The 25,227-nt window shown below is 37.2% G+C and carries 21 protein-coding genes and 1 CRISPR repeat array (1 of these 22 cut by a window edge); of the genes, 10 read left to right on the forward strand and 11 right to left on the reverse strand.

What is annotated here, in order from left to right:
* The first annotated feature begins 194 nt into the window (after positions 1 to 194).
* On the forward strand, positions 195 to 1,223 hold the full coding sequence (locus OVA16_RS11645; protein ID WP_267759525.1) for a threonine aldolase family protein: 1,029 nt from the start codon (positions 195 to 197) through the stop codon (positions 1,221 to 1,223).
* 381 nt (positions 1,224 to 1,604) lie between these two features.
* Here OVA16_RS11645 and OVA16_RS11650 read toward each other — a convergent pair whose 3' ends face one another.
* Positions 1,605 to 2,045 (reverse strand): DUF2721 domain-containing protein, encoded by a 441-nt coding sequence (locus OVA16_RS11650; protein ID WP_267759526.1) that lies wholly within the window; start codon positions 2,043 to 2,045, stop codon positions 1,605 to 1,607.
* A gap of 232 nt (positions 2,046 to 2,277) precedes the next feature.
* Here OVA16_RS11650 and accC point away from each other — a divergent pair, with 232 nt between their 5' ends.
* From accC to OVA16_RS11665, 3 genes are all read left to right on the forward strand, one after another.
* Entirely contained in the window at positions 2,278 to 3,759 is a 1,482-nt protein-coding gene (gene accC, locus OVA16_RS11655) for an acetyl-CoA carboxylase biotin carboxylase subunit (RefSeq protein ID WP_267759528.1), read from the forward strand.
* An 86-nt stretch (positions 3,760 to 3,845) separates the two neighbouring features.
* Positions 3,846 to 4,433, forward strand: a complete 588-nt coding sequence (locus tag OVA16_RS11660) for a riboflavin synthase (RefSeq protein WP_267759530.1) — start codon at positions 3,846 to 3,848, stop codon at positions 4,431 to 4,433.
* Between the two features lie 201 nt (positions 4,434 to 4,634).
* A complete protein-coding gene (locus OVA16_RS11665) occupies positions 4,635 to 5,096 on the forward strand; it encodes a DUF4268 domain-containing protein (RefSeq protein ID WP_267759532.1) in 462 nt (153 codons plus the stop codon).
* Between the two features lie 320 nt (positions 5,097 to 5,416).
* On the opposite strand, the gene OVA16_RS11670 is transcribed toward OVA16_RS11665, so the two are convergent.
* Complete coding sequence (locus OVA16_RS11670) at positions 5,417 to 6,559, reverse strand: tetratricopeptide repeat protein (RefSeq protein WP_267759534.1); 1,143 nt, start codon at positions 6,557 to 6,559, stop codon at positions 5,417 to 5,419.
* A 126-nt stretch (positions 6,560 to 6,685) separates the two neighbouring features.
* Between OVA16_RS11670 and OVA16_RS11675 the strand changes: the two genes are divergently transcribed.
* Positions 6,686 to 6,985 carry a hypothetical protein gene (locus tag OVA16_RS11675; protein WP_267759536.1) on the forward strand — a complete coding sequence of 100 codons (300 nt, stop codon included), beginning with the start codon at positions 6,686 to 6,688 and terminating at the stop codon, positions 6,983 to 6,985.
* Positions 6,986 to 7,546: 561 nt separating this feature from the next.
* Here the strand turns inward: OVA16_RS11675 and OVA16_RS11680 are convergent.
* A complete protein-coding gene (locus OVA16_RS11680; protein ID WP_267759538.1) occupies positions 7,547 to 9,310 on the reverse strand; it encodes a histidine kinase N-terminal 7TM domain-containing protein in 1,764 nt (587 codons plus the stop codon).
* Positions 9,311 to 9,496: 186 nt separating this feature from the next.
* Here OVA16_RS11680 and dnaE point away from each other — a divergent pair, with 186 nt between their 5' ends.
* From dnaE to OVA16_RS11695, 3 genes are all read left to right on the forward strand, one after another.
* A complete protein-coding gene (gene dnaE, locus OVA16_RS11685) occupies positions 9,497 to 13,927 on the forward strand; it encodes a DNA polymerase III subunit alpha (RefSeq protein ID WP_267759540.1) in 4,431 nt (1,476 codons plus the stop codon).
* Between the two features lie 170 nt (positions 13,928 to 14,097).
* Positions 14,098 to 14,415 (forward strand): thioredoxin, encoded by a 318-nt coding sequence (gene trxA, locus OVA16_RS11690; protein ID WP_267759542.1) that lies wholly within the window; start codon positions 14,098 to 14,100, stop codon positions 14,413 to 14,415.
* A gap of 459 nt (positions 14,416 to 14,874) precedes the next feature.
* Positions 14,875 to 15,258, forward strand: a complete 384-nt coding sequence (locus OVA16_RS11695) for a hypothetical protein (protein WP_267759544.1) — start codon at positions 14,875 to 14,877, stop codon at positions 15,256 to 15,258.
* 150 nt (positions 15,259 to 15,408) lie between these two features.
* Here the strand turns inward: OVA16_RS11695 and OVA16_RS11700 are convergent, their stop codons facing one another.
* The 7 genes from OVA16_RS11700 to OVA16_RS11730 all read right to left on the reverse strand — a co-directional run bounded on the left by OVA16_RS11700 (position 15,409) and on the right by OVA16_RS11730 (position 22,601).
* Positions 15,409 to 16,887 carry a cryptochrome/photolyase family protein gene (locus tag OVA16_RS11700; RefSeq protein ID WP_267759546.1) on the reverse strand — a complete coding sequence of 493 codons (1,479 nt, stop codon included), beginning with the start codon at positions 16,885 to 16,887 and terminating at the stop codon, positions 15,409 to 15,411.
* Between the two features lie 242 nt (positions 16,888 to 17,129).
* Entirely contained in the window at positions 17,130 to 17,297 is a 168-nt protein-coding gene (locus tag OVA16_RS11705) for a hypothetical protein (RefSeq protein WP_267759548.1), read from the reverse strand.
* A 259-nt stretch (positions 17,298 to 17,556) separates the two neighbouring features.
* Positions 17,557 to 18,240: a YbjQ family protein gene (locus OVA16_RS11710; RefSeq protein ID WP_267759550.1), complete on the reverse strand. Its 684-nt coding sequence runs from the start codon at positions 18,238 to 18,240 to the stop codon at positions 17,557 to 17,559.
* 89 nt (positions 18,241 to 18,329) lie between these two features.
* Positions 18,330 to 20,240 carry an AMP-dependent synthetase/ligase gene (locus tag OVA16_RS11715; RefSeq protein WP_267759552.1) on the reverse strand — a complete coding sequence of 637 codons (1,911 nt, stop codon included), beginning with the start codon at positions 20,238 to 20,240 and terminating at the stop codon, positions 18,330 to 18,332.
* Between the two features lie 199 nt (positions 20,241 to 20,439).
* Positions 20,440 to 20,766 (reverse strand): HesB/IscA family protein, encoded by a 327-nt coding sequence (locus OVA16_RS11720; protein ID WP_138730981.1) that lies wholly within the window; start codon positions 20,764 to 20,766, stop codon positions 20,440 to 20,442.
* Positions 20,767 to 20,852: 86 nt separating this feature from the next.
* On the reverse strand, positions 20,853 to 21,266 hold the full coding sequence (gene iscU / locus OVA16_RS11725; RefSeq protein ID WP_267759558.1) for a Fe-S cluster assembly scaffold IscU: 414 nt from the start codon (positions 21,264 to 21,266) through the stop codon (positions 20,853 to 20,855).
* A 123-nt stretch (positions 21,267 to 21,389) separates the two neighbouring features.
* Positions 21,390 to 22,601, reverse strand: coding sequence for an IscS subfamily cysteine desulfurase (locus OVA16_RS11730; protein ID WP_138730983.1), 1,212 nt, complete (start codon positions 22,599 to 22,601; stop codon positions 21,390 to 21,392).
* Positions 22,602 to 22,878: 277 nt separating this feature from the next.
* Between OVA16_RS11730 and mce the strand changes: the two genes are divergently transcribed.
* Together mce and OVA16_RS11740 are read left to right on the forward strand one after the other, a co-directional pair.
* Entirely contained in the window at positions 22,879 to 23,280 is a 402-nt protein-coding gene (gene mce / locus OVA16_RS11735) for a methylmalonyl-CoA epimerase (RefSeq protein WP_267759561.1), read from the forward strand.
* Positions 23,277 to 23,564, forward strand: a complete 288-nt coding sequence (locus tag OVA16_RS11740) for a hypothetical protein (protein ID WP_267759563.1) — start codon at positions 23,277 to 23,279, stop codon at positions 23,562 to 23,564. The genes mce and OVA16_RS11740 overlap by 4 nt, the downstream gene beginning before the upstream one ends.
* A 147-nt stretch (positions 23,565 to 23,711) precedes the next feature.
* Here the strand turns inward: OVA16_RS11740 and OVA16_RS11745 are convergent, their stop codons facing one another.
* Positions 23,712 to 24,959, reverse strand: coding sequence for a cation:proton antiporter (locus tag OVA16_RS11745; RefSeq protein WP_267759565.1), 1,248 nt, complete (start codon positions 24,957 to 24,959; stop codon positions 23,712 to 23,714).
* A 199-nt stretch (positions 24,960 to 25,158) separates the two neighbouring features.
* Positions 25,159 to 25,227: direct repeats of the CRISPR family, unit length 46 nt; it runs 737 nt beyond the window's last position.

Below are 25,227 nucleotides of genomic sequence, written 5' to 3' on the forward strand. Positions count from 1 at the left end.
TAAACGGTGGAAAAATATTTTTACGCAATTGTAATTTTTTTATCGATGGTTTCATTTTTTGCCTCGATTTATGCGCTTTAATCTAAAAGCTTAATCCCTAACCTGCGATTTTTAGCCTATACTCTTTAATCTTTGGTCTTTAATCCTTGTTCCTTAATCCTTGTTCTTTAATCTTTATCCTTTAACTTTATAGCATGCAACCAAAAATAGATTTTAGAAGTGATACCGTAACCAAGCCAACGGCAGGAATGCTTGACGCAATGATGACCGCCAAAGTGGGCGATGATGTATATGGCGAAGATGAAACTGTGAATGCGCTCGAAAGGAAGCTTGCAGGTATGTTCGGTATGGAGGCAGGGCTGTTCTGTCCATCGGGTACCATGACCAATCAAATTGCCATTAAATGTTTTACGCAACCGCTTGATGAGGTAATTTGTGATCAAACAGCACATGTTTATCGTTACGAAGGTGGTGGCATAGCCTATAATTCAATGGCTTCGGTAAGGTTGTTGTATGGCGAAAGAGGTATTTTAACTCCAGAATTGATAGAGCCCGAAATTAACGAAGAGAATATCCACTACCCAAAAACAAGTTTGGTGGTGTTAGAAAATACGGTAAACAAAGGCGGAGGCAAGTGCTATAATTTAGAGCAAATAGAAGCGGTGCATAACTTGTGTAACATTAAAGGTTTAAAGTTGCATTTAGATGGTGCCAGACTTCTTAATGCATTGGTAGCTACTGGCGATAAGGCGGCGGCTTATGGTCACTTTTTTGATGGCATTTCTATCTGTCTATCTAAGGGCTTGGGCGCTCCGGTAGGTTCGGTGCTACTTGGTTCTAATGAAATGATTAAGCAGGCCAGAAGAATTAGAAAAGCCTTGGGTGGCGGAATGCGACAAGCCGGTTTCTTAGCTGCTGCGGGTATTTATGCGTTAGACCATCATGTAAATAGGCTGGCGGAAGATCATTTACACGCAAAGGCTTTGGCGGCTGCTTTAGCGCAAACAAATTATGTGGCAGCGGTAATGTCGCCAGAAACTAATATTGTATTGTTTGATGTGGAGGGCAGGTACAAAGCAGAAGAGGTGGTAAAGGCTTTGGGTAAAAAAGGGATTTTATGTAATACCACATCTAGTAAAACCATTCGTTTGGTAACGCATTTAGATGTTACACCTGCAATGATAGATCAAACTATTGAAGTAATTGGTAAGTTGGAGGTTTAGTCTTACTTTTAGGCTTGAACCAAAAGTAACAACCTGAGCTTTAGCGAAAGCATACCTTCCGCTGAAAACAATCACTTACTAGGTACAAAGTTCAAGACTGCCTATTTTTTCTTGAAAGAATAGGCTTTGGCATATTCCTACTACCCGAAACAATAGGAGGCCGAATTTAGGCTATGAGAGAACTGTACTTTTGCCAGCATTGGACGATTAATTTTTAGGGTTCTTAGAGACTGCTTAACTTTTAGTTAAACTTTTTACTTATCACTCTAAGGTTTCCGATTTGGCGGAAAGCTCAATATGATGCTTTTATTTTAATCAGCAGAAATTTAAACAGTTTCTTAGTAACTCTTTACTTTTGCCTTTCTACTTTTAACTTGTAAGCTAGTGTTCAAACTTCTTCTTGATTTTCTTCACAATAGAATCATCCTCTATTCCTTCTATAGAACTTAGTTCTAATTCTAGCGCTTTGGTGCTTAATTGTATTTCTAGTAAGGATATTAACAACGACACCAAAAAAAAGAACAAACTTAATGCAAAGAAAATTTCGGCAGTAAAGAGGTGTTCTAAATAAATAAACAACATGCAGAATAAACAGCAGGCGAAACTCAATACACCAAAAGCCTGCATGTTTTTAATCAATCTTAAACGATAACGTAAATTTTTAATTTGTTGGTGTAAGCCAGGGTTAGGGTCACTTTGTTCATATTTTGATTTTAAACTTCGCACCAAAGTAGCTAGAGCTAAAAAACGATTGGTGTAGGCCAGCATAATTAAACTAATGGCGGGGAAGAAAAGGGCAGGTACGTTTAGGGTAAGTTGCATATTAGGGGTCAGGGGTCAGGGGTCAGTCCAAAAGTCCGAAAGTCCGAAAGTCCGAAAGTCCGTTAAAATTTAGCTGTTAAGTTAAGAAAAATCGCCAACAATAAAACAATTGGTCAATTTAACAATTTCCCCTAACCCCTAACCCCTAACCCCTAACCCCTAACCCCTAACCCAAAATTTGTCTTTTCGCAATAAAATCTACATCTTGTAAGCGATAACCAAGTATCAGCTTATGAATAAAATATTGATAGCAAATAGAGGTGAAATTGCTTTGCGTATTATGCGTTCGGCGAAGGAAATGGGCATCAAAACCGTGGCAGTGTTTTCGGAGGCAGATAGGAATGCGCTCCACGTTCGTTATGCCGACGAAGCAATATGTATTGGTCCGGCGCCATCCAATCAATCTTATTTGGTGGGCAGTAAAATTATCGAAGCCTGTAAACTTACTGGCGCCAAAGCCATTCATCCGGGCTATGGTTTCTTGTCAGAAAATCCCGCTTTTGCGAAAGAAGTAAAAGCTGCGGGCTTAATTTTGATTGGCCCAACGCCCGAAGCAATGGAAATTATGGGCAACAAGCTTTCAGCAAAGGCAGCGGCGCTGAAATACAACATTCCCATGGTTCCTGGTACCGAAGAAGCTATAACCAATGTAGAGGAAGCAAAAGTTCGTGCGGTAGAAGTAGGTTTTCCTATCCTCATTAAAGCAGCAGCAGGCGGCGGCGGTAAGGGAATGCGTATAGTAGAAAAGGTGGAAGATTTTAAAGAGCAAATGCAATTGGCTGTAAGCGAAGCCACTTCTGCCTTTGGCGATGGTTCAGTTTTTATAGAACGTTACGTTACCTCGCCTCGTCATATCGAAATACAGGTGTTGGGCGATACTCACGGTAATATTGTACATCTTTTCGAAAGAGAATGCTCGGTACAGCGCCGCCACCAGAAAGTAGTAGAAGAAGCACCCTCATCCGTTTTAACACCCGAAATTCGCGAGAAAATGGGCAAGTGTGCGGTAGATGTAGCTCGTTCTGTAAATTACGTTGGTGCAGGCACAGTTGAGTTTATTTTGGATGAAAATCTCGATTTTTTCTTTCTAGAAATGAACACCCGTTTGCAGGTAGAGCATCCTGTAACGGAAATGATTACTGGCTTAGATTTAGTAAAAGAGCAAATCAAAATTGCTCGTGGCGAAGCATTAAGCTACCAACAAGATGATTTGAAGATTAGCGGCCATGCCATAGAACTTCGTGTGTACGCCGAAGACCCACTGAATAATTTCTTGCCAGATATTGGTACTTTGCAAACCTATCAAACCCCAAAAGGTTATGGCGTACGTGTAGATGATGGCTTTGAGCAAGACATGGAAATTCCAATTTATTACGACCCCATGATTGCCAAGCTCATCACTTATGGTAAAGATCGTGCAGAAGCTATCGAGCGAATGATTAGAGCAATTGCAGAATATGACATTACGGGCATACAAACTACCCTTAGCTTTGGTAAATTTGTAATGCAGCATCCAGCTTTTGTTTCTGGGCATTTCGATACGCATTTTGTGAGCAAATACTTTAACCAAGATAGCCTAAAGAGCGAAAACGAGCAAGAAGCAATGATAGCGGCAATTGCAACAGTTTTGTTGTTGCAAAAGCAAAATGTATCACAAGTATCGGTAGCAGAAAAACAACAAAGCAACTGGGTGCAAAATAGACGCAAGGTTTAAATTACAGGTTTTAAGTGATACGTTTTAAGTTTTAGGCGTTTTACAAACAACTTTTTACTTTTGCCTTTTTACTTTTAACTTATCCAATGTTTACAGGAATAATAGAAACCCTAGGCACTGTCCAAAATATACAAAAAGAAGGCGATAACATCCATTTTACCATCGCTTCTAACATTAGCAACGAGCTAAAAATAGACCAAAGTGTTGCACACAATGGCGTTTGCTTAACTGTGGTTAAACTAGATGAAAGTAGCCACACCGTAACTGCCATAGATGAAACTTTGCAAAAAACCAATTTAGGTCATTTAACTGTTGGGTCAAAAGTGAATTTAGAGCGTTGCATGCAAATGAATGCCCGTTTAGATGGGCACATTGTACAGGGGCACGTAGATCAAACCGCTACTTGCATTTTGATAAATGAGTTGGATGGAAGTTGGGAATATCGCTTTAAATACGATACTTCAAAAGGCAATGTAACCGTAGAAAAAGGTTCGGCTTGTGTAAATGGCATTAGCTTAACGGTTGTAAATTCTGCCGATGATGAGTTTTCTGTTTTTATCATCCCTTACACACACGAGCACACCAATTTGCAGGATGTAAAAGTTGGCGATTTGGTTAATTTGGAGTTCGATATTATTGGCAAATATGTAGCTCGTTTAATGGCTAGGAATTAATTTTTTGAAAACAATGGGAGTGATGCTTGGCAAATGTAGCCCCGCTTTCCGCTTTACGTAGGGGCAAACACATAGGTTTGCCCCTACGTGTTCGCTCCAATCGGGTTTAATTAATACAAAGCAATGCAACTATCAAAATTTTACAGTTATTGCTTTCTAAAAAATTAACCTTTAATCATTAACAATTTACCATTAATGTAGATGTTCAGCAAAGAAGAAGCAACAAGGTTACGCCAACAGTTTTGGATCAGTTTCGGGCAATACATGAAACCCGTACCTGGCGCCGAAGGATTGCCAGTGAATTGGGTGAATTACAAAACAGGTGTTAAAAATATCTTCTTCCGTATGGATGCCGAGAAAAAACAAGCCAGCGTTGCTATAGAAATTGCGCACCCAGATGAAGGCATAAGAGAGCTATTTTTTGAGCAATTTCAAGAGTTTAAGTTGTTGCTAGTAAATGCACTTAACGAAAAATGGGATTGGTTGCCCTCGGTTACCAATAGCTATGATAAACAAGTAGCCAGAATAGAAATGGTGTTGCCAAATGTAAGTGTGTATAACCAGCAACAATGGCCAGAAATCATTGCGTTTTTAAAACCTCGTATTATCGCCTTAGATGAATTTTGGACAGATGTTAAACCTGTTTTCGAAGATTTAAAGTAATCTTTAAGATTAACCACAAAGGCACAAAGAACACAAAGTCTATTTTATTCTATCGCCAACGGTAAATGTTAATACTGCACCGCTGATAAATAGATCTCGTTCTTCGAATTTTTAGTTACGAGTGTTCGAAACATGCTTTTCAGAAGTTCGAAGAACTGATATTATTTTAGAAACAGGAGATTGATATAGTTAAAAACCACGAAGTGGTAACATTATTTTTATTCAGTTTTCAAAAATAACAGGTTGCAAATGCCCCTAATTTGTAGTTCCTAGACACTATTTATAATCTTATAATCCGATTTACGGGCACAGCACACAAATTATCGCTTAGCCTTAGCAAATTCTTCCATTCTTACTTTAACGTAATCTACCTGCGGCTGGTCATCCTTCTCTAAATCTTTACTTTTTAAGAATAAACTATAGTAAGTTCTTGCAGATTTGGGCTGTTTTAGTTTCAAATCATACAATAATCCTAAACGATAGTAGCTATTTTTGTTGGGGCTGTAGCTCAATCCCTTTTTAAAAGCATTTGCAGCCAAGTTTAATTGTTGTTTTTCCTCATATATTCCGCCAAGTAAATTGTAGTAAGCAGTTATATTTGGCGAGATACTTTCATCTATGGTTAGCTTCGCATATTTTGCAGCCATTTCATAGCTTTTCATTTCGCGGTAACATAACGACATGTAGTAAAAAATGCTTTCGTTTTGCATCGACATTTTTTCTAGCATTAGAAAAAGAGAAAGGGCTTTTTTGTAGTTTTTTAGAAAGAAGTATGCTTTACCAACGTCTATTACTACGCTTCCATCTGCTCCGTTTTTTAGTAGTTTTTCTCCAGTAGCAATCACTTCATTATATTTTTTTAGCTGGTTAGCTACCGGTAGCAAAGCCTGTTGTAAAATCATATTGCTGGTATCGGCAGCAATGGCAACTTTAAGCACATTATAAGCTGGCTCGTATTCTTTTGAATTGCGATAAATGCGGGCTAAATCAAATGCAACATCAGCTTCTGTAGCATTTAGCTTGTTGGCTTTTTGTAGGTATTGCATTTTAAGTGCGGTACTGTCGGTATAATCTGCTAGGCGCTTATAGGCGTTAAAGTTACTGCTATCTATAGTTACAACTTGTAGCAGGTAATTGTTAGCGTTTTTCTTATTTCCCCGCCTCGAATTAATATTTGCCAAACTAAACAACACCGATATTTGCTGAGGCTGCAAGGCGTTCATTTTTTGATAGGCTTTTTCGGCCTCCACCAAATTTCCGGCCATCATGCTACAATAAGCAATTTGCGATAGCGCTTTCATATCGGTGGTTTCGGCGGGATAAATACTACTTAAATAGCTAGCTGCATCAGCATAGCGTTGAGTTTGGTAAAAATCTAAAAGCTTTTCTCTATCTAAAGCATTTTGGGCATAACACACTTCACTAACAAGTGCCAAAAGTAGCATAGCGCAAATATTTTTCATATAACTAAATTATTAGTTGTTTTTGAATAATCCAAATATTTTAATAACGAAAATGAATAAAATCAAACAAAAGCCTAATTGTAATGGTTCTAAGATTAAGTTTATCAATTAATAAAAACATATTTTATGGAAACTTTAAAGAAATTCGAATTAATGGAGAAGATAGTGAGGGAGCTCGAAGATTTACAGCATTCTCAACAAGCTATCATACAAAAAATAGGAAAAATTGAAGTAGATAATATCGAGTTAGGCGACAAAAAACTTGAGCAAGATTTGCCTGATATGCATCAAAGGGTTGCAGATAATTTAGATTCTATTGTAAATATTTTGGATTATTTTGCGAATAAAACAGAAAAATTCGGCAATAAAAATAATATAGACGATTTGAAAGAGCAGCAAGCCATTAACGAGGTTATAGGCAAATAGTAATCTAAAAGATTTTAAAGCCATTTTGCTATTTAACGTGAGTTCGGAATAAGAAAATTATGCTATTTGCTAGCGATAGCGCTTCAAATCTTCGTTCAGCTAATTTTCGGTCTTTTATTTTATTCCTAGTTTATATAGTTTCAATGGTGTTTAAGAACGCTAACACGGTTTTCGGGTCGCGGCAATAAGCCAGGGCACTTTCTTTGAAAGAAACCTGCGGAGCAAGCATGAAGATAAATAAAACAAATACTAAAACGGAATAAATAAGCAACCGAGAGTTTATCAGCAAAGCTGATGAGCTCCGTAAACTCCGGTTTTGTTAATTTTGCGGTCAAACCTAAGCGTAGCGAAAGCTTGAATACCGATAAAAACAAAATGATAAATATGAAAAAAGTAAGAGCCCAGCGGCGGCGAGCTAAAAAAATACGTTCAATGCAAATTTCTCAAGAATTGTAAATACACTTAACCCGAACTCACGTTATTTAAGTAGCGTATTAAGTTAGCGTAATATAGCAAACGGTAAACCTTTTTACCGTACTCAAAAAGTAGCAAAATGGCTTTTTAAGGTTCGGTAGGCAAGGTAACACAAAAGGTTGTGCCTACTCCAACTTTACTACTTACGCTAATGTCGCCACCGTTTCTTGTCATAAAGTCTTTGCAAATCATTAAACCTAGGCCTGTTCCCTTTTCATTGTTGGTGCCCCTAGATGAAACGTTTTCTTCTTTAAATAATTTTTGCAGAAAATTTTCTGAAATGCCCACACCACTGTCTTTAATGCAAACTTTTAGCATGCCATCATTTTGATATACCGCTGTAATGATAATTTCACAGCCTTCGTTGCAAAATTTGATAGCGTTGTTAAGTAGGTTCCTAATCACAATTTGAAACATTAATACATCTGCATAGGCAATTTGGTTAGGGAAAACATCATGAAGAATGTTTATTTTCTTTAAAGAGGCAGAGGTAATATGGTAATTTATTTCGTTTAAAATGGTATTACGCACATTGAAAAACTCTTTTTTAACACCAAACCCTTGCAATTGGCTTCTAGACCAATGCAGTATGTTTTCTAATAAATCTGTAGTGTAAACAATATCTTTACTTAGTGCTGGAGAGAGTGCCTTAAATTCTTCATCACTAATTAGATTGTAAGAAAACATTTTCAACACTTCAGATAAGTTAACCAAAGGCCCTCTTAAATCATGAGAAATAATTGAAAAAATACGATCTTTTAATTGGTTTACTTTTTCTAACTCGTTAGTTTGTTCTTTCGCAATTAGTGCATCTTTTTTTGCTCCAGTTAAATCTTGCAATTTAATAATGGTAAATGCCTCATTAAGTTTGTTTTCTTGCTGAACAAGTATCTCTACTTCAAAATATACGGTCTGATTGTTAACGGTTGTTTGTAGTTCCATTTTACAGCTGTTTTCTGCTTGTATTTGCTGTATAATTTCGGGATGACTGCCAAAAATATCTTCAATGCTAGAACCAATAATTTTATGATTTTTTTGTTTATCTATAAATCGATTTAATGCAGAGTTATAATCAATAACACGATGCTTTTCATCAACAACCAAAAAACCATCCGTCATTAAATCTAATACCTTTTCTCTCGCAATTGGAACGCTGTCAAATAATCTAAAACGATAAATTCCCAAAAACACCAAAAATGTGGTTAGTATAAAGGCAAATGGGGTAATGTCTATAAAACCTAAAGGTCTAATGCCCACCAAATAGCTCAAGTTTGCTGCCCACGGAATAACAGCTGCAATAATGATGCTGTAATTTTGTTTCTTATAGATAGGGTCTGAGCTTTTAAATTTGTTGAATATTAAATAACAACCACTAGCTAGTAGCGCATAAAAGTAAATTGTAAATATACGGTACCAAATGCCTGGTGTAAGTGCTAGCATTGGGAATGGCCCTTGATAAGACATTTTTACCTCCTGGTAATGGAGGTGGTGCAAAGGGTTGGTCCATACTAGTGCTAAGGTAGCAATGGGTACAATGAGTATCGAAATTAAATTATGAGGTTTTTTATACCAACATTGTTTGTTACAAAAATTTAAACAAAATAAAAACCAATTTAAAGGTAGGGTAGCAATGCCCAAATATTCGATATTGATAAAAAATAAGGCTTGCTCTTGGCTCTGGCTAGATAGTTCTAATCCGTATGCGATAGACCAAATTGCATTTGATGCCATCATTAAGCCAAACCAGCGAACAACCGTAGTGCCTCTTTTGTAAATGTAAATTGCCATTATTGAGGTCAGTATTCCAAAAAATAGTAATACTAAGCCGTAACCATTAAAGGAAAATTCCATGTTCGCTTGTCAGATTTAGAGCATTTTGGAGTAAACATAAGCAAATTTAACTTATGGTACGAAAATTCAAAAACTTAAGACAATTAAGCTAAGCTCTTTAAAGCCAACGCCGTAATTTTTGTTGATAATTTAGTGACCAAAACGGCTTAAAAATTAGTTAATTTTGATATTCTCATTTCCACAGCTATGTACTTAATTTTCGATACAGAAACCACAGGTTTACCCCGTAATTTTAATGCTCCAATTACCGATACTGATAATTGGCCGCGTTGTATCCAAATTGCTTGGCAACTGCACGATGAGTTAGGTAATTTAATAGAGCATCAGGATTATTTGGTTAAGCCCGAAGGTTTCAATATCCCTTATGATGCAGAGCGTATTCACGGTATTTCTACCGATTTGGCAGAAGAACAAGGCATACCTTTAGCCGATGTGTTGCAGAAATTTAACGAGGTGTTGGGTAAGGCCAAATTTGTTGTAGGGCAAAACATCAAGTTTGATATTAATATTATGGGCTGCGAGCTGCACCGTTTTGGCGTAGATAGCCCTTTGGCAGATATGCCAGTATTGGATACCTGTACCGAAGTTACTGCCGATTTGTTGAAAATTCCTGGAGGTAGGGGCGGTAAGTTCAAATTACCTACGCTAACCGAATTACATCAGTATTTATTTGGTACTCCTTTTGGCGAAGCGCACAACGCCACCGCCGATGTAGAGGCCACTACGCGTTGCTTTTTAGAGCTGGTTAAAAAACAGGTTTTTACCAAAGAAGAGCTTCAGGTTGATACCGACTACTTTTTACGTTTTAAGGAAGCCAACCCCTTTCCTATTGAACCTGTTGGGCTGCAGCATATCAATCTAAAAGCCGCTTCTGATGAAATTAGAAAAAGAAAAGGGGCAGATGCCGGAGGGGTTTCTAAACAAACTTTGGCAAATAATAAAGCCGCTTTAGCCGATGCTACTTTTGTACACTTACATAACCATACACAGTTTTCTGTTTTACAAAGTACCATCAGTGTGCCTGCATTGGTAAAAGCTGCAGTAGAAAAAGGTATGCCAGCTGTAGCATTAACCGATCATGCCAATATGATGGGTGCCTTTCACTTTGTTAATAATGTGCTTAACCACAACAAAGCTGCAGAGGCCAAAAACAAAGAGGCTTTAGAAAAAGGCGAAACGCCTACCGCACAAATTCTGAAACCGATAATTGGAGTAGAGTTTTTTGTATGCGATAACCATACCGATAAAACCAGAAAAGACGACGGTTACCAAGTAGTATTTTTGGCGAAAAACAAGCAGGGCTACCATAATTTGGCCAAAATGTCGTCTATTGCTTATACCAAAGGTTTTTATTATGTGCCCAGAATAGATAGGACGGTTGTAGAGCAATACAAAGAAAACCTGATTGTATTAACGGGTAACATGTATGGAGAAGTACCGAGTAAAATTTTAAATATTGGCGAGAAGCAAGCCGAAGAAGCTCTGCTGTGGTGGAAAGCGCAATTTGGCGATGATTTTTACATAGAACTAATGCGTCATGGGCAGGAAAATGAGGACCGTGTAAACGAGGTTTTGATTAAAATGGCAGCCGAGCACCAAATAAAAATGGTGGCCACCAACAATACTTATTACGTAAATAAAAAAGATGCCCATGCCCACGATATTTTATTGTGTGTTAAAGACGCCGAAAAACTAGCCACGCCAATTGGTAGAGGTAGGGGGTTTAGGTATGGTATGCCTAACCACGAATACTATTTCAAGTCGGCAGATGAAATGAAAACTTTGTTTGCTGATGTGCCAGAGGCAATTATCAATATTCAAGAAATTCTTGATAAAATCGAAGCCTATAAACTTGCTAGGGAAGTTCTGTTACCTAAGTTCGATATTCCAGAAGAGTTTGTAGTTGCCGAAGATGAGGTAGATGGCGGTAAACGGGGGGAGAACAAATTTCTTCGTCACTTAACTTATGTTGGCGCAGAGAAACGTTATGGAGAGCTTACGCCAGACATTACTGAGCGTTTAGATTTTGAGCTGCAAACCATCGAAAAAACAGGATATCCTGGTTACTTTTTGATTGTACAAGATTTTATCGCCGAAGCTCGTCGTAGAGATGTGTCTGTAGGGCCTGGTCGTGGTTCGGCTGCGGGTTCTGCGGTGGCGTATTGTTTGGGCATTACCAATATCGATCCAATTAAGTACGATCTCCTTTTTGAGCGTTTCCTTAACCCCGACCGTGTTTCCATGCCCGATATTGATATCGACTTTGATGATGAGGGGCGTGGCCGAGTAATGGATTACGTAATTAACAAATACGGCTCTAGCCAAGTGGCACAAATCATTACCTATGGTACAATGGCGGCTAAATCTTCTATTAGAGATACCGCTAGGGTGTTAGATTTGCCATTGTTCGAAGCAGATAAAGTGGCCAAGTTAGTGCCAAACATGAAGCTGGCAAAAATCTTCAATTTGGAAGAGAAGGCCTTAAAGGAAGCATTACGGCCGGATGAGTTTGAAAATGTAAACTTGTTAAAAGGACTTGCTGCGGGAAAAGATTTAGCGGCAGAAACTTTGCAACAGGCCATAGTTTTAGAAGGCTCGGTGCGTAATACAGGTATCCACGCTTGTGGGGTAATTATCACACCAGATGATATTACCAATTTCGTTCCCGTAGCTACCGCTAAAGACAGTGATTTATACGTAACCCAGTTTGATAACTCGGTGGTAGAAAGTGCCGGTCTACTTAAAATGGACTTTTTAGGGCTAAAAACTTTAACCTTAATTAAGGATACCGTAAAGCTGGTTAAAAAGCGCCATGATATTGATCTAGATCCAGATAACTTCCCAATTGATGATGTGAAAACCTACGAGCTTTTCCAGCGTGGCGAAACCATAGGTATTTTCCAATATGAAAGCCCGGGTATGCAGAAATACATGAAGGAGCTAAAACCTACGGTATTTGGAGATTTAATTGCGATGAATGCACTTTACCGTCCGGGGCCGATGGAGTATATCCCAAGTTTCGTTCGTCGTAAACACGGTACAGAACCCATTACTTACGATTTGGATGCTTGCGAGGAATATCTAAAAGAAACCTATGGTATCACGGTTTACCAAGAGCAGGTAATGCTTTTATCGCAAAAATTGGCTGGCTTTACCAAAGGCGAGGCCGATGTGTTGCGTAAGGCCATGGGTAAAAAGCAAAAAGACGTATTGGATAAAATGAAGCCTAAGTTTGTTAAACAGGCTTCAGAAAAAGGGCATAAGGCAGAAATATTAGAGAAAATCTGGAAAGATTGGGAAGCATTTGCATCTTATGCCTTTAACAAATCTCACTCTACTTGCTACGCTTGGATTGCCTACCAAACTGCCTATTTAAAAGCTCATTATCCAGCTGAGTACATGGCGGCAGTATTTTCTAACAACATGAGCGACATTAAACAAGTGGCTTTCTTTATGGAAGAATGTAGGCAAATGGGCGTAACCGTATTGGGTCCAGATGTGAATGAATCTGATATGAAGTTCTCCGTAAATGCCAAAGGCGAAGTTCGATTTGGGCTATCGGCTGTAAAGGGTGTGGGAGAAAAGGCGGTAGAAAGTATCATAGAAGAACGGGTAGCAAACGGGCCTTATCCAACAGTATTTGAATTTGCTAAACGCTCTAACACCCGTATCGTTAACAAAAAAGCTTATGAGAGTTTTGTATATGGCGGTGCTTTTGATGCTTTTGGATACCATAGAGCACAGTATTTTTTCATAGGTGCTAACGATAAATTAAATGGAATCGAAAAGTTGATTAAATATGCCAACGATTTTCAAAATAACCAAAATTCTTCTCAATCGTCACTTTTTGGAGGTTCTAAGGCCGATTTGATTTTAGAGCCGAGTTTTCCGGTAGCGCCAGAATGGGGACTTATTGACAGGTTGAAATATGAAAAGGATGCTATTGGAATTTTCCTTTCTGGACACCCACTAGATGATTATCGCTTTGAGCTAGATCGGTATTGTCCGTACAAAGTGAAGCATCTTTCTGTTATTAATAAAATTAGAACTGGCGATACCAATGAAGAAGTTTTGTCAGAGTTTGAAGCATTAAAAAACAGAGAACTGGTAATTGGTGGTTTGGTGGCAATGGCCTCGCAACGCATTACTAAAACAGGCAAGCCATTTGGCATATTTACTTTCGAAGATTATGACGATAGTTGTGAAATTGCTCTGTTTGGAGATGATTTCCTGAAATTTAAACAATTTTTAACCGAAGGATATTTCTTGCAAATACGAGGTAAATTAGGGCTGCGCTTTGGTAAAGAAGGAGATTGGGAGTTTAAAATTACCAGCATCGATTTGCTTTCTGGCCTACGCGATAAATTAACGAAGTCGCTTACGTTGCTGTTTCCTATAGAAGCCGTAAATGACAGTTTTATGCAGCAGATACAAGATATTTTGGATGAGAACAAAGAAAATGCAGAAGCACAAAACTGTAAGCTTAATTTTGAGGTTTATGATATGGAGAAAGGCTTAAAGTTGGAAATGCCTTCTAAAAATCAAAGAATTAATCCCAATAACCAATTTTTAAATAAGTTAAAGGAAATGGATTTTGTGGATTACCGGTTGAATTAGGAATCGGTGGTTAGGGTTAAGGACTAAGGAATTAGCTAACCAATTCAACTAATGAACCATTGGCTGATGAACGAATCAACCTACACAATGAACAAAAAAATGTCAAATTGGCATTAGCTTTTTGATGGCATTACAATTGATTATATATTTGTAACATAAAAAATTTAGATATGGCTTTAGAAATAACAGATGCTAACTTCGAAGAGTTAGTATTAAAATCAGATAAACCTGTTTTGGTAGATTTTTGGGCAGAGTGGTGCGGTCCTTGCCGTATGGTTGGCCCAGTAGTAGAAGAAATTGCTAAAGAATATGAAGGTAAAGCTTTGGTAGGAAAAGTAAACGTAGATAACAACCCGCAAATTTCTATGCAATTCGGTATCCGTAATATCCCAGCTTTATTGTACTTTAAAGGTGGCGAAGTAGTAGATAAACAAATTGGTGCTGTGCCAAAATCGGTATTAGCAGGTAAGCTAGATAGCCAATTGTAAGAATAGGTTTTACTTATTTCAATAATATATCATCCCGATAGCGAATAGTTATCGGGATTTTTTTGGAAAAGATTTTTTGTGATATTTGATGGTGTAAAAAATGGAATTGTAAATTCCACGATATGAAGTTTGACATTACAAATGTCGAACAGCTTTTAACATTAAGCAATTGTTGTTGAGAACATTTTATTGCCGTCTGCTTTAGCAGACGGATCACAGATGTTTTTAATAGAGGCTTTAGCCGCATCTTTCGCAGTTGTGGCTAAAGCCCAATAGCATAATTTTTTTAGTTCGTTGGCTAAAGCCAAACGGGAATGAAAACTATAAGCATTAGGTTTAATTGCTCTTAGGATTTTGTAACTCCCAATGCTTAATTCAGTAAGATATTATAAATGTAGAACACTACGGCTTGCCCTAAACGCGATAAAATTTATATTTTTAAAACAAAAAAGAGAACTTATGAAATTGTCTAAATTATTGCTTTTGGTTTTTGTTTTTATTTCTGTAACGCTATCGTGTAAAAAAGAAGAAAAAGAAGTTGTTAAAGAAAAAGTGAAACTATATATAATTGCCGAACCAGGTTTGTATTTAACAGCATTTCCTTTGGTATTACAGCTTTCGGGAACCAATATCGAAACGCAAAGCAATATCACAACTACTCACATTATGGAAGTGCAATTTAATAAAGGGGAGCCACAAACGTTGAATTTGAAGGTAGTATCTGGAAAGATAGAAAACGAAATGAGTTTGGCGGTATCTAATGTAATCTCCCTGAACGATCAAGGAAGAATTGCCTACAAGACAAGTAGGAGTGGAGATATTTCATTAACATTTGTTCCTTAATCAGAAATCAGCGTTTGGTTCGTGCTATTTGGAGTTTGTAACTCCGAAGCCCTATCATAGATTTTTAATCCAAACTATTTTTCTGTGTTGAAGAAATGGAATTGTAAATTTCAAGACAGGAAGTTTGGGTGGTTGACCTAGAATTAAAATTCATCCTAATTCTTCAAGGTTTTTCAAAAAACGATCAGCGTTGAGCAAGTGTGCTTCTTTTTTCTTTGTATCCATTTGATCTAGGCTTCGCAACAGCATTGATAAGCGTGGTTGCTTGGCAAAAAAAATGCGGTTTTCATCCATAAAATTCCAGAACAAACCATCCCAAGTTTCTTGCCATTTGCCTTTCGGATAATTGCTCATTTTTAGAATATACTTGCTGCCGCTGATATAAGGTTTAGTGCTCATCATTCCTCCATCTGCGAATAAGCTCATTCCGTATACATTAGGTACCATTACCCAATCATAGGCATCAATGAAAAGCTCCATAAACCATTTGTAGATGGCATCTGGATGTATTTGGCACAAGTTCATGAAATTAGCAAGCAACATTAACCTTTCAATGTGATGAACATAGCCAGTTTTTAACAGTTTTTTAATGGTAGCATCTATCGGTGCAATTCCAGTTGTACCAGTATAAAAGCATTTAGGAAGTTTTCTTCGATGGTTGAAAAAATTAGAATTGCGCTGCTTTACGCCAATTTTTTGATATAAACCCGCCACAAATTCACGCCAGCCCAATAATTGTCTAACAAAGCCTTCAGTTGAGTTTATCGGTATTTGATGTGCTTTGGCAAAATCTACGGATCTAGAAATCACTAGTTTTGTATCGAGATAGCCGATATTTAAGAGCGGCGATAATACGCTATGGTGTAAGAAATGCTCTTCCTTAACAATGCTATCTTCGTAACTGCCAAATTCTAAGAAACGTTCTGTCAAGAACTGTTCAAACCAAGCATCGGCTTCTTCAAAAGTTACAGGATATATCGGCTGATCTGCAATTTCGCCATAATTCGTCGAAAAATACTTTTCAGTATATGTTTTAGCTTCCTTAAAGTATGCATTGCTATCTGGAAATTGGATGGCTGGAGGATATTTTCCCTTAGGATATTTTTTCCTGTTCTCCTCATCGTATGTCCAATTTCCACCTTCGGGTTGCTCGCCATCCATCAATAAATGACGTTGTTTGCGTTGTTTTTTATAAAAGTCAGTTTGATTGAAATGCTTTTTATCTGATGTAAAATATTCATCGATTTCAGCCTTGGTATTGATGAAAAGTGGGTTTTCTAACCAATGGAATTGAAAAATTGATTCATATTTGCGCAGACGCTTTTCAAGCCAATTATCTACAGACTGATAAACAGTGATATGCTCAAAGCCACCTTTCTTTAGTTTCGACAAAAGATTCCTGATGTCGGCTTGTTTTTCATTGGCTTCTATATAGTTTACTTTTAAGCCTTTTTGTTTGAGGTAATTCTCGTAAAATTTCATAGTAGCCCTGTGCAAAGCTATCTTCTGCTTGTGGAAGGGATATTGGCTAAAAAAAAGCCATTCTTCTACGAGATATATTTCATCTGTTTTTGCGAAGCTAAGGGTTCTAAAAAGCTGATTTGGAAAAATAATACCTGCACTTTTCATCGTTTCTAATGATTAGGTGTAATGTTGCCAAGTTAACGTCACGCAGGGATGAATTGTTCGAGATTTTTTAATTTTCGTTGTTTTGTAATTTACCCCTCTTTTTATTTGGCAGAGATTAAAAGTTTTGCGGCTCCTAATTCTACATCATTGCTGAGTTTAACGCTTTCAGTACGTGAGTATGAAAAAGTTGAAATCCAATTTTTCCTCTGATTGTTGTTCTTACCAACCAGCTTACTGGTTAACTATTCCACCTCAGCATTATCCTTCGCATACATCTCCGCAATAGCAGGTGCATATTTTTTCTCTACAATCCTACGCTTTACTTTCATGGTAGGCGTAATCTCTCCCTCATCAATGCTAAACGGATTACGTTTTACAATAAAGTGTTTGATGCGTTCAAATTTAGCCAACTCGTTACTGATTTTCTTAATGTCTTACCCAATCCAATCGTTAATCTCTTTTTCTTCAATAAAATCGCCCTCACGTTGAAAAAACTCTTCTTTTAAATCGTGCTATTCGGAGTTTGTAACTCCGAAGTCCTATAATAGAATTTTTAATCTAAACTATTTTTCTGTGTTGAAGAAATGGAATTAAAAATTACTCGATAGGTAGTTCGAAATTACAAATGTCGAACAGTGGGTTACAAGTCCGAGCAGAAGGATTTTGATCCTATGCTTCCAGATACTTATCACTTAGTGATTTTATCTTTGTAAGAAAATCTAAATCTTCTGCTATTTTTTCTAGCTCTTTGGAAAGTTTTAAAAACTCATCAAGATTTTTTTCAATTTCAGGATAGACTTCTGCTAAGTTACTTACATTAACAGCGGTACCGCTCATACAAACCATCAACATACCTTTCGCCCCGCCAACCTCCGAATAATCTATGTCTGTAGCAATAATTGCATTTGCCCCTAATTTTGCCGCATTTGCTCTCAATTGATTTTTGCATATATCTTCTCCATCTTTAAGCTTCTTAGCAAATTGGTTTGATTGCCCTCCAAAAAAATCAACAAATGACGAACCTATTTCCGAAAAAACACCTGTTCCCGTGACCGACTGACCAGAAACAATAGATAATGTTTTGTAGTTCCATCTCAATGGTTGTTGAGCTGTTACAATTGGCATACTCGCAAAAAGAGGTTGAATTTTAGTCCTTAATGTTGCTGCTGCTCCATTTAATCTTATTGTTATATCGTCAGCCACGCTAATAATACAATCACTATTAGAACAAAACCCTTCTTTTGGTTTAAGAGAGATCGTATTTATTTTGTCAACATACTCTTTTTTAAGCTTGCGATTTTGAGAAATTAATCCTTTATATTTTTTATCACAATTTGGGCATTTGTCATTCATAATAGTTTTTTAATATGTAAGAGTAGATTATTTTCCTTTATTATTTTTTTCCTCTGATTGTTGTTCTTACCAACCAGCTTACTGGTTAACTATTCCACCTCAGCATTATCCTTCGCATACATCTCCGCAATAGCTGGTGCATATTTTTTCTCTACAATCCTACGCTTTACTTTCATGGTAGGCGTAATCTCTCCCTCATCAATGCTAAACGGATTACGTTTTACAATAAAGTGTTTGATGCGTTCAAATTTAGCCAACTCGTTACTGATTTTTTTGATGTCTTGCCCAATCCAATCGTTGATCTCTTTTTCTTCAATAAAATCGCCCTCACGTTGAAAAAACTCTTCTTTTAAATTAAACGTTTCTTGCAAAGTCTCTTTATTAGGGATGATGATAGCTGTAATGTATTCCTTCTTATCGCCAATTAAAAACAACTGCTCAATTTTAGGGCTTTTCAAATAAATATTTTCTACTGGCGTTGGGTAAACATTCTTGCCATACGCATTCACAATCATGTTTTTGAGCCTGTCGGTAATTTGCAAATTGCCTTTGTAAAACCGACCAATATCTCCCGTGTGGAACCACTTATCCTTATCAATTGCCTCGGCAGTTTCAGCTGGTTTGTTAAAGTAGCCTTTCATTACGCAGTGCCCACGAACAATAATTTCGCCCTCTTCGCACTCAAAATTCTCCTTAAACGTATCGTGGGTTTGTATGTTGACGATTTGCTTGGTATCTACGTTTTGAATGCCAATTTCAATACCAGGAATTACACGGCCAACCGTGCCGTAAACCTGTCTATGATATTCGGTAACCGACATCACAGGCGAGGTTTCGGTTAAACCAAAACCTTCCAGTATTTTTATTCCTAGGTCGCCAAAAAACTCGCCCACATTTTTAGGTAGGGCAGCCCCACCAGAAATCATAAATTTTAAGCGACCACCGGTTTTCTCCTTAATTTTACTGAAAACCAATTTTTCGGCAATAGCTTTTTTAGCTCCTAAAATTAATCCCGGGTTTTTACCTGCTTCTCTAGCAACTCTGTAGCTGTTTCCAATCTCTAAAGCCCAAGTAAAGATTTTCGCTTTCATGCCACCTGCTGCCGTTCCAGATTTAATAGCTTTATCGTGAATACGCTCTAACAAACGAGGCACGCAAGACATTACCGTTGGCCTAACTTCGCCCATGTTTTTAGCTAGAAGCTCTAAACTTTGTGCAAAAGCAATTTTACAGCCTTGTGCACAGCAAACGTGGTAGGTGGCTGTACGTTCAAATACGTGAGATAAGGGTAAGAACGATAAAAAGGTCTCAGTTTCATCAATCACAGGGATTTGCTGCAAGCAAACTTCTACGTTTTTCACAAAGTTATAGTGGGTAAGCATTACTCCTTTTGGTGTACCCGTAGTACCAGAAGTGTAAATCAGTGAAGAAACATCGTTTGGATGAACTTCAGCTCTTCTTCTGTCTATTTCTGATACTTCTTCAGCAGATACAGGTCTATTTAATATGTTTTCGTAATCAATCACTTCAATGCTCAAACCCTCTGGTATGGCTATCTTTCCAAAATCAGCAAATGCTGGAATAATGTACTTTAGTTCTTGACAGTTAGCTGCCACCTTTAAAATCTTTCTGAAAAGAAATGGATTGCCTACCAAGATAGCTTTGATGCCAGAATCGTTAATAATGTAAGCAACTTCTTGTTCTGATAGAGTAGGATATATAGATACATTGATTACGCCAATTTGCTGAATACCTTGGTCATAATACACGTATTCTGGCGAATTTTCCATCATTAAACCCAGCCTGTCGCCTTTTACAATGCCCTTTTCTAAAAAGAAGGCCGAAACAGCATCAGCCTTAGCTAAAGTTGCTGCAAAAGATATTTCTTCCCAGTTGGCTCCCTTTTTGTGAATTAAAAAAGTTTCGTCTGGTTGGTGGATATTTTTTACAACGTTGCGTAATAGCGTAGGTACGGTAGAAAATTCGTTGAATGATACCATGTTACATTTATGTTTGGTGATGTTTTGAACCAACAATGATAAAGTATTGCAAGTAATAATACAAAGCGAATTACAAATTGTTGGTAAAAAATAAGATGAACACAGAAAAGCCCCGATGTAAAATCGAGGCTTTGTAAATTCATTTTGCTATTCCTTCTGTTAGGGAAGGTAGGGAGAGTTTACTCCAATATTTTGGCTTTTATACAGAAAAACTTTCGCCACAACCGCAAGTACGACTAGCGTTAGGGTTAATAAAGTTAAAACCTTTACCGTTTAAGCCATCGGTAAAGTCTAATTCAGTACCAGCAAGATAAAGGAACGATTTCATATCCAAGGCAATCCTAATTCCTCTATCTTCGAAAAACTGATCGCCAGTTTTTTCTTCGTTATCAAAATCTAGGTTGTACGATAAACCAGAACAACCACCACCTTTTACGGAAACACGTAAAAAGTAATCAGCACCTAATTGCGAATCGTGCATTAGGTCGTCTATTTTGCTTTTTGCTTTATCTGTTATAGTAATCATGATATTTTAGTTATGAGTTGTGTGTTAAAGGTTACGAGTTTAGGCGCTTAAGCCCATAACTCAAAACTTATAACTCGTAACACTTCCTAGTGGTGCGATTTAGGTAACTCCAATGCTTCCATTCCGTTTTTAACGCGATAATCGTTAATTGCAGATTTGATAGCATCTTCAGCTAGTACCGAACAGTGGATTTTCACTGGAGGTAAAGCCAATTCTTCTACTAAATCCATATTGTCGATAGCTAAAGCCTCGTCGATAGACTTGCCTTTTAACCATTCTGTAGCTAAAGATGAAGAAGCAATAGCAGAACCGCATCCAAAAGTTTTGAATTTAGCATCTGTGATTACGTTGTTATCATCAACTTCAATTTGCAAACGCATTACGTCGCCACACTCTGGAGCACCTACTAAACCAGTGCCCACATTTTTATTGTCTTTATTCAAAGTACCAACGTTTCTAGGGTTGGTATAGTGATCAATTACTTTTTCTGAATATGCCATGATATTTTAGATTTTAGATTTACGATTTTAGATTGCCTGCCATCGTAAATATTTATATTCTTATTTATTTTAATGATTGTCTATTTCAAATCGTAATTCGTAAATCTACAATCGTAACTCGTCTTAGTGTTCTGCCCACTCAATTTTGCTCAAGTCTATACCTTCTTTAAACATTTCCCACAGTGGAGAAAGATCTCTCAAATGGTTTACTGCTTTTTTGGTATTTTCTATTGCGTAATCAACTTCTTCTTCTGTGGTAAATCTACCTAAACCAAAACGTATCGAAGAGTGTGCCAAATCATCAGAAAGACCTAAAGATTTTAACACGTAAGATGGTTCTAACGAAGCAGAAGTACAAGCAGAGCCCGAAGAAACTGCTAAATCTTTCATCGCCATCATTAAGCCTTCGCCTTCAACATATTTGAAAGAGATGTTAGCTACATGAGGTAAACGATGTTGCACGTTACCATTTACATAACTTTCTTCTAACTGCGTTAAAGCACTTTCTAATTTATCACGCAAAGCAGATAAACGTTTAGCTTCTTCATCCATCTCTAAACGACAAAGCTCGCAAGCTTTACCTAAACCAACAATACCTGGTACGTTTAATGTTCCAGAACGCATACCACGTTCATGACCACCGCCATCCATTTGCGAAGTAACCTTAACTCTCGGGTTTTTTCTGCGTACATATAAAGCACCAACACCTTTTGGACCGTACATTTTGTGTGCACTAAAAGCCATTAAGTCAATGCCATCAGCATTTACATCAACAGGGATTTTACCTACTGCTTGTGTAGCATCAGTAAAAAATAAAGCACCATGCTTGTGTGCAATAGCAGAAATTTCTTTGATAGGCTGAATTACACCAATTTCGTTATTTCCATACATAATGGTAACTAAAATGGTTTCTGGGGTCATTGCAGCTTCTAATTCTGCAAGATCAATTAAGCCATCCTCTTTAACGTTTAAATAAGTAACTCTAGCACCTTGTTTTTCTAAGTGTTTGCAAGTATCTAAAACAGCTTTGTGCTCTGTAGTAGCGGTAATGATATGATTACCTTTATCTGCATACATTTCGAAAACACCTTTGATGGCCAAGTTATCTGCTTCGGTAGCACCAGAAGTAAAGATGATTTCTTTTTCTGTACAGCCAATCAATTTCGCAACTTGTTCGCGGGCATAGTCTACACCTTCTTCAGCAACCCATCCAAAAGCGTGGTTACGGCTAGCTGCATTACCAAATTTGTTGGTAAAGTAAGGCAACATCGCTTCTAATACTCTTGGATCTAGAGGTGTTGTAGCGTTATTATCTAAATAAATAGGAAGTTCCATCTAATCTTGTTTTTTTTATAAATGAGCAGAAAGCTCAAGGTTGAAAGCTTAAAGCATTTGTCTAGCTTTAAGCCCTAAGCTTTACACTTTCGGCTTTAATAGTACAAAGATACGAAAAAACTTTGCGAACAATTATAAATAATGGCTATGAAGCTATAGATAAAACCTGCATTTTTACATTCTGATAACGAGAAAGCGGAGTTGGAGGTTTTGAGTTGTGTGTTACGCGTTTAAAAGCCCTTAACTCATAACAGGTAACACGTAACATTGTAATGAAATGAACAAGATAGAACATATTGGTATAGCGGTAGCTGATTTGGAAAAAGCATCCACTTTGTATGAGCAATTGTTAGGCACTAGTTGCTATAAAACCGAGCGAGTGGAAAGTGAAAACGTTGATACTGCATTTTTTAAAACTGGCGAAAATAAAATAGAATTATTAGCAAGCACAGCTGATGATAGCGCTATTGCCAAGTTTATTGCAAAAAAAGGGGAGGGCATACATCACATTGCTTTTGATGTGGATGATATTTATATGGAAATGGAAAGGTTGAAAAAGGAAGGTTTTGTATTGTTGAACGAAGAACCGAAAAAAGGGGCGGATAACAAGTTGATTTGTTTTGTACATCCAAAGACTACAAATGGTGTGTTGATTGAACTTTGCCAGGAAATTAGATGAGTAGAATGTCATTAGCGAAAATGGTAGGTAAAGATTTTGAACTACCAGAAGATATCTCAGAAAATCAGTTGCGAGAAGCTTTGATCAAAGCTTTTGAATATTTGGTAGAAGATGACTTTTCTAAGCTGGTTCAAATTCTTTACCGTGCCGATGTAGACCAAGATAAATTGAAGCAGTTGTTAGAAAGTGCCGAAAATTCAAGTTCTGGAGAGGTAATTGCAGATGCTTACATTGCTAGGCAAAAAGCAAAACTGGAGATTTGGAATAAATATTCGAAATCATAAAAGTAGCCACAGATGCACAGATGTTATTTGGATGTTTGCTGTATAGAATCGGTCTTTAGCCCGATGAATGAAAGATATAGAAAAAAGATTTAATCTAATTTTTAAATCCTAAATGATATCTGTGCATCTGTGGCTTTTAAAAAAAAACTACTCTTCCTCTTGAGAAAGTGCCCTAGTAGCTACTTTTCCAACACTCAAGCCCTGCACAATGATAGAGAAAACCACAATGAAATAAGTGGTAGCTAAAATTACCGACTTATGCGGGCCTTCATCAATAGACAATGCTAATGCAATAGACACACCGCCTCGTAATCCTCCCCAAACTAAAACCTTAATAGTTCCCTTGCTAAATTTATTTTTAAAAGGAATTACTTTAACTGGAATGTAAATCGAGATAAATCTGGCGAAAAGCACAATTATAATACTGATGGCGCCCATAACCCAGTAATTGGTAATGTTAGGGATAATCAATAATTCAAATCCTATAAATAAGAACAAAATTGCATTTAGAATTTCATCAATCAGCTCCCAAAACTTGTTCAAATAATCTTTTGTAGTGGCCGACATGGCGGTTCTCTTGCCATAATTACCGATTACAATACCTGCGGCAACCATGGTTAACGGGCCAGAAATGTGCATTCCTCTAGCTATTAAATAACCACCCATTACTACCGATAAGGTAATTAATACTGATACTTTGTAATCATCTATTTTACGCATAGCATTAGAAGCTCCTAAGCCTAGTAAAGCGCCAACAATGAAACCGCCAGCGGCTTCCTTAATTAATAACCAAGAGATGTTTCCGAAAGAAATATCTATATCGCTACTTTGCGTAAGCTGCAAAATAACTGCGAAAACTACAACCGCCACACCATCATTAAAAAGCGATTCGCCCGCTACTTTGGTTTCTAACGATTTCTTTACTTTAGCTTCTTTCAATACACCCATAACGGCTATGGGGTCTGTAGGGGAAATTAAAGCCCCAAACAATAGGCAGTATAAAAATGGCATTTGTAAACCCAACAATGGAGCTATATAAAATACCAAGCCTCCAACTACAAAAGTAGATATCACTACGCTTACGGTAGAAAATATCACAATTGGGCCACGTTGTTCTTTTAAATCTTTTAAATTGATGTGGATTGCGCCAGCAAAAAGCAAGAAGTTTAGCATCGCACCCATTAAAACTTCGGTAAAATCTACATCTTTCAATAAATTAGAAAAATGACTAAAAGTATCAGGGAAAAATCGGCCAGTTACTACCAGAATAATCGAAGAAAGCATGGCAATAATCATGATGCCAATGGTAGAAGGGAGCTTTAAATAGCGTAAATTTAAGTACGAAAAGAAAGAGGCAAGAACGATAAGAACGGAAAAAGAATAGTATAACTCCATGGATAAATTTTAAGGGTTTTCGAAATAGGTAAGTTTGCAAGATAGGAATTAAGAGCGTTTTAGCCAATTTTTGAAGGCTCATTGTCAGTCTCTATTTTGTGACAGGTTTGTTTTGATATAGTTTTTTTGGGGAGTGCTTGTGTCTTTTTTTCCCAACTATGGTAGAAGCAAAATAAGAATGAAAGCAAATTTTCGCGAAGCGAAAATTTGCTTTCATTCTTTGAACTACTGATATTTACAACAACTGTGCCGCTACATTTTAAGCGAC

Source organism: Pedobacter sp. SL55, from assembly GCF_026625705.1.
Classification (GTDB): Bacteria; Bacteroidota; Bacteroidia; order Sphingobacteriales; family Sphingobacteriaceae; genus Pedobacter.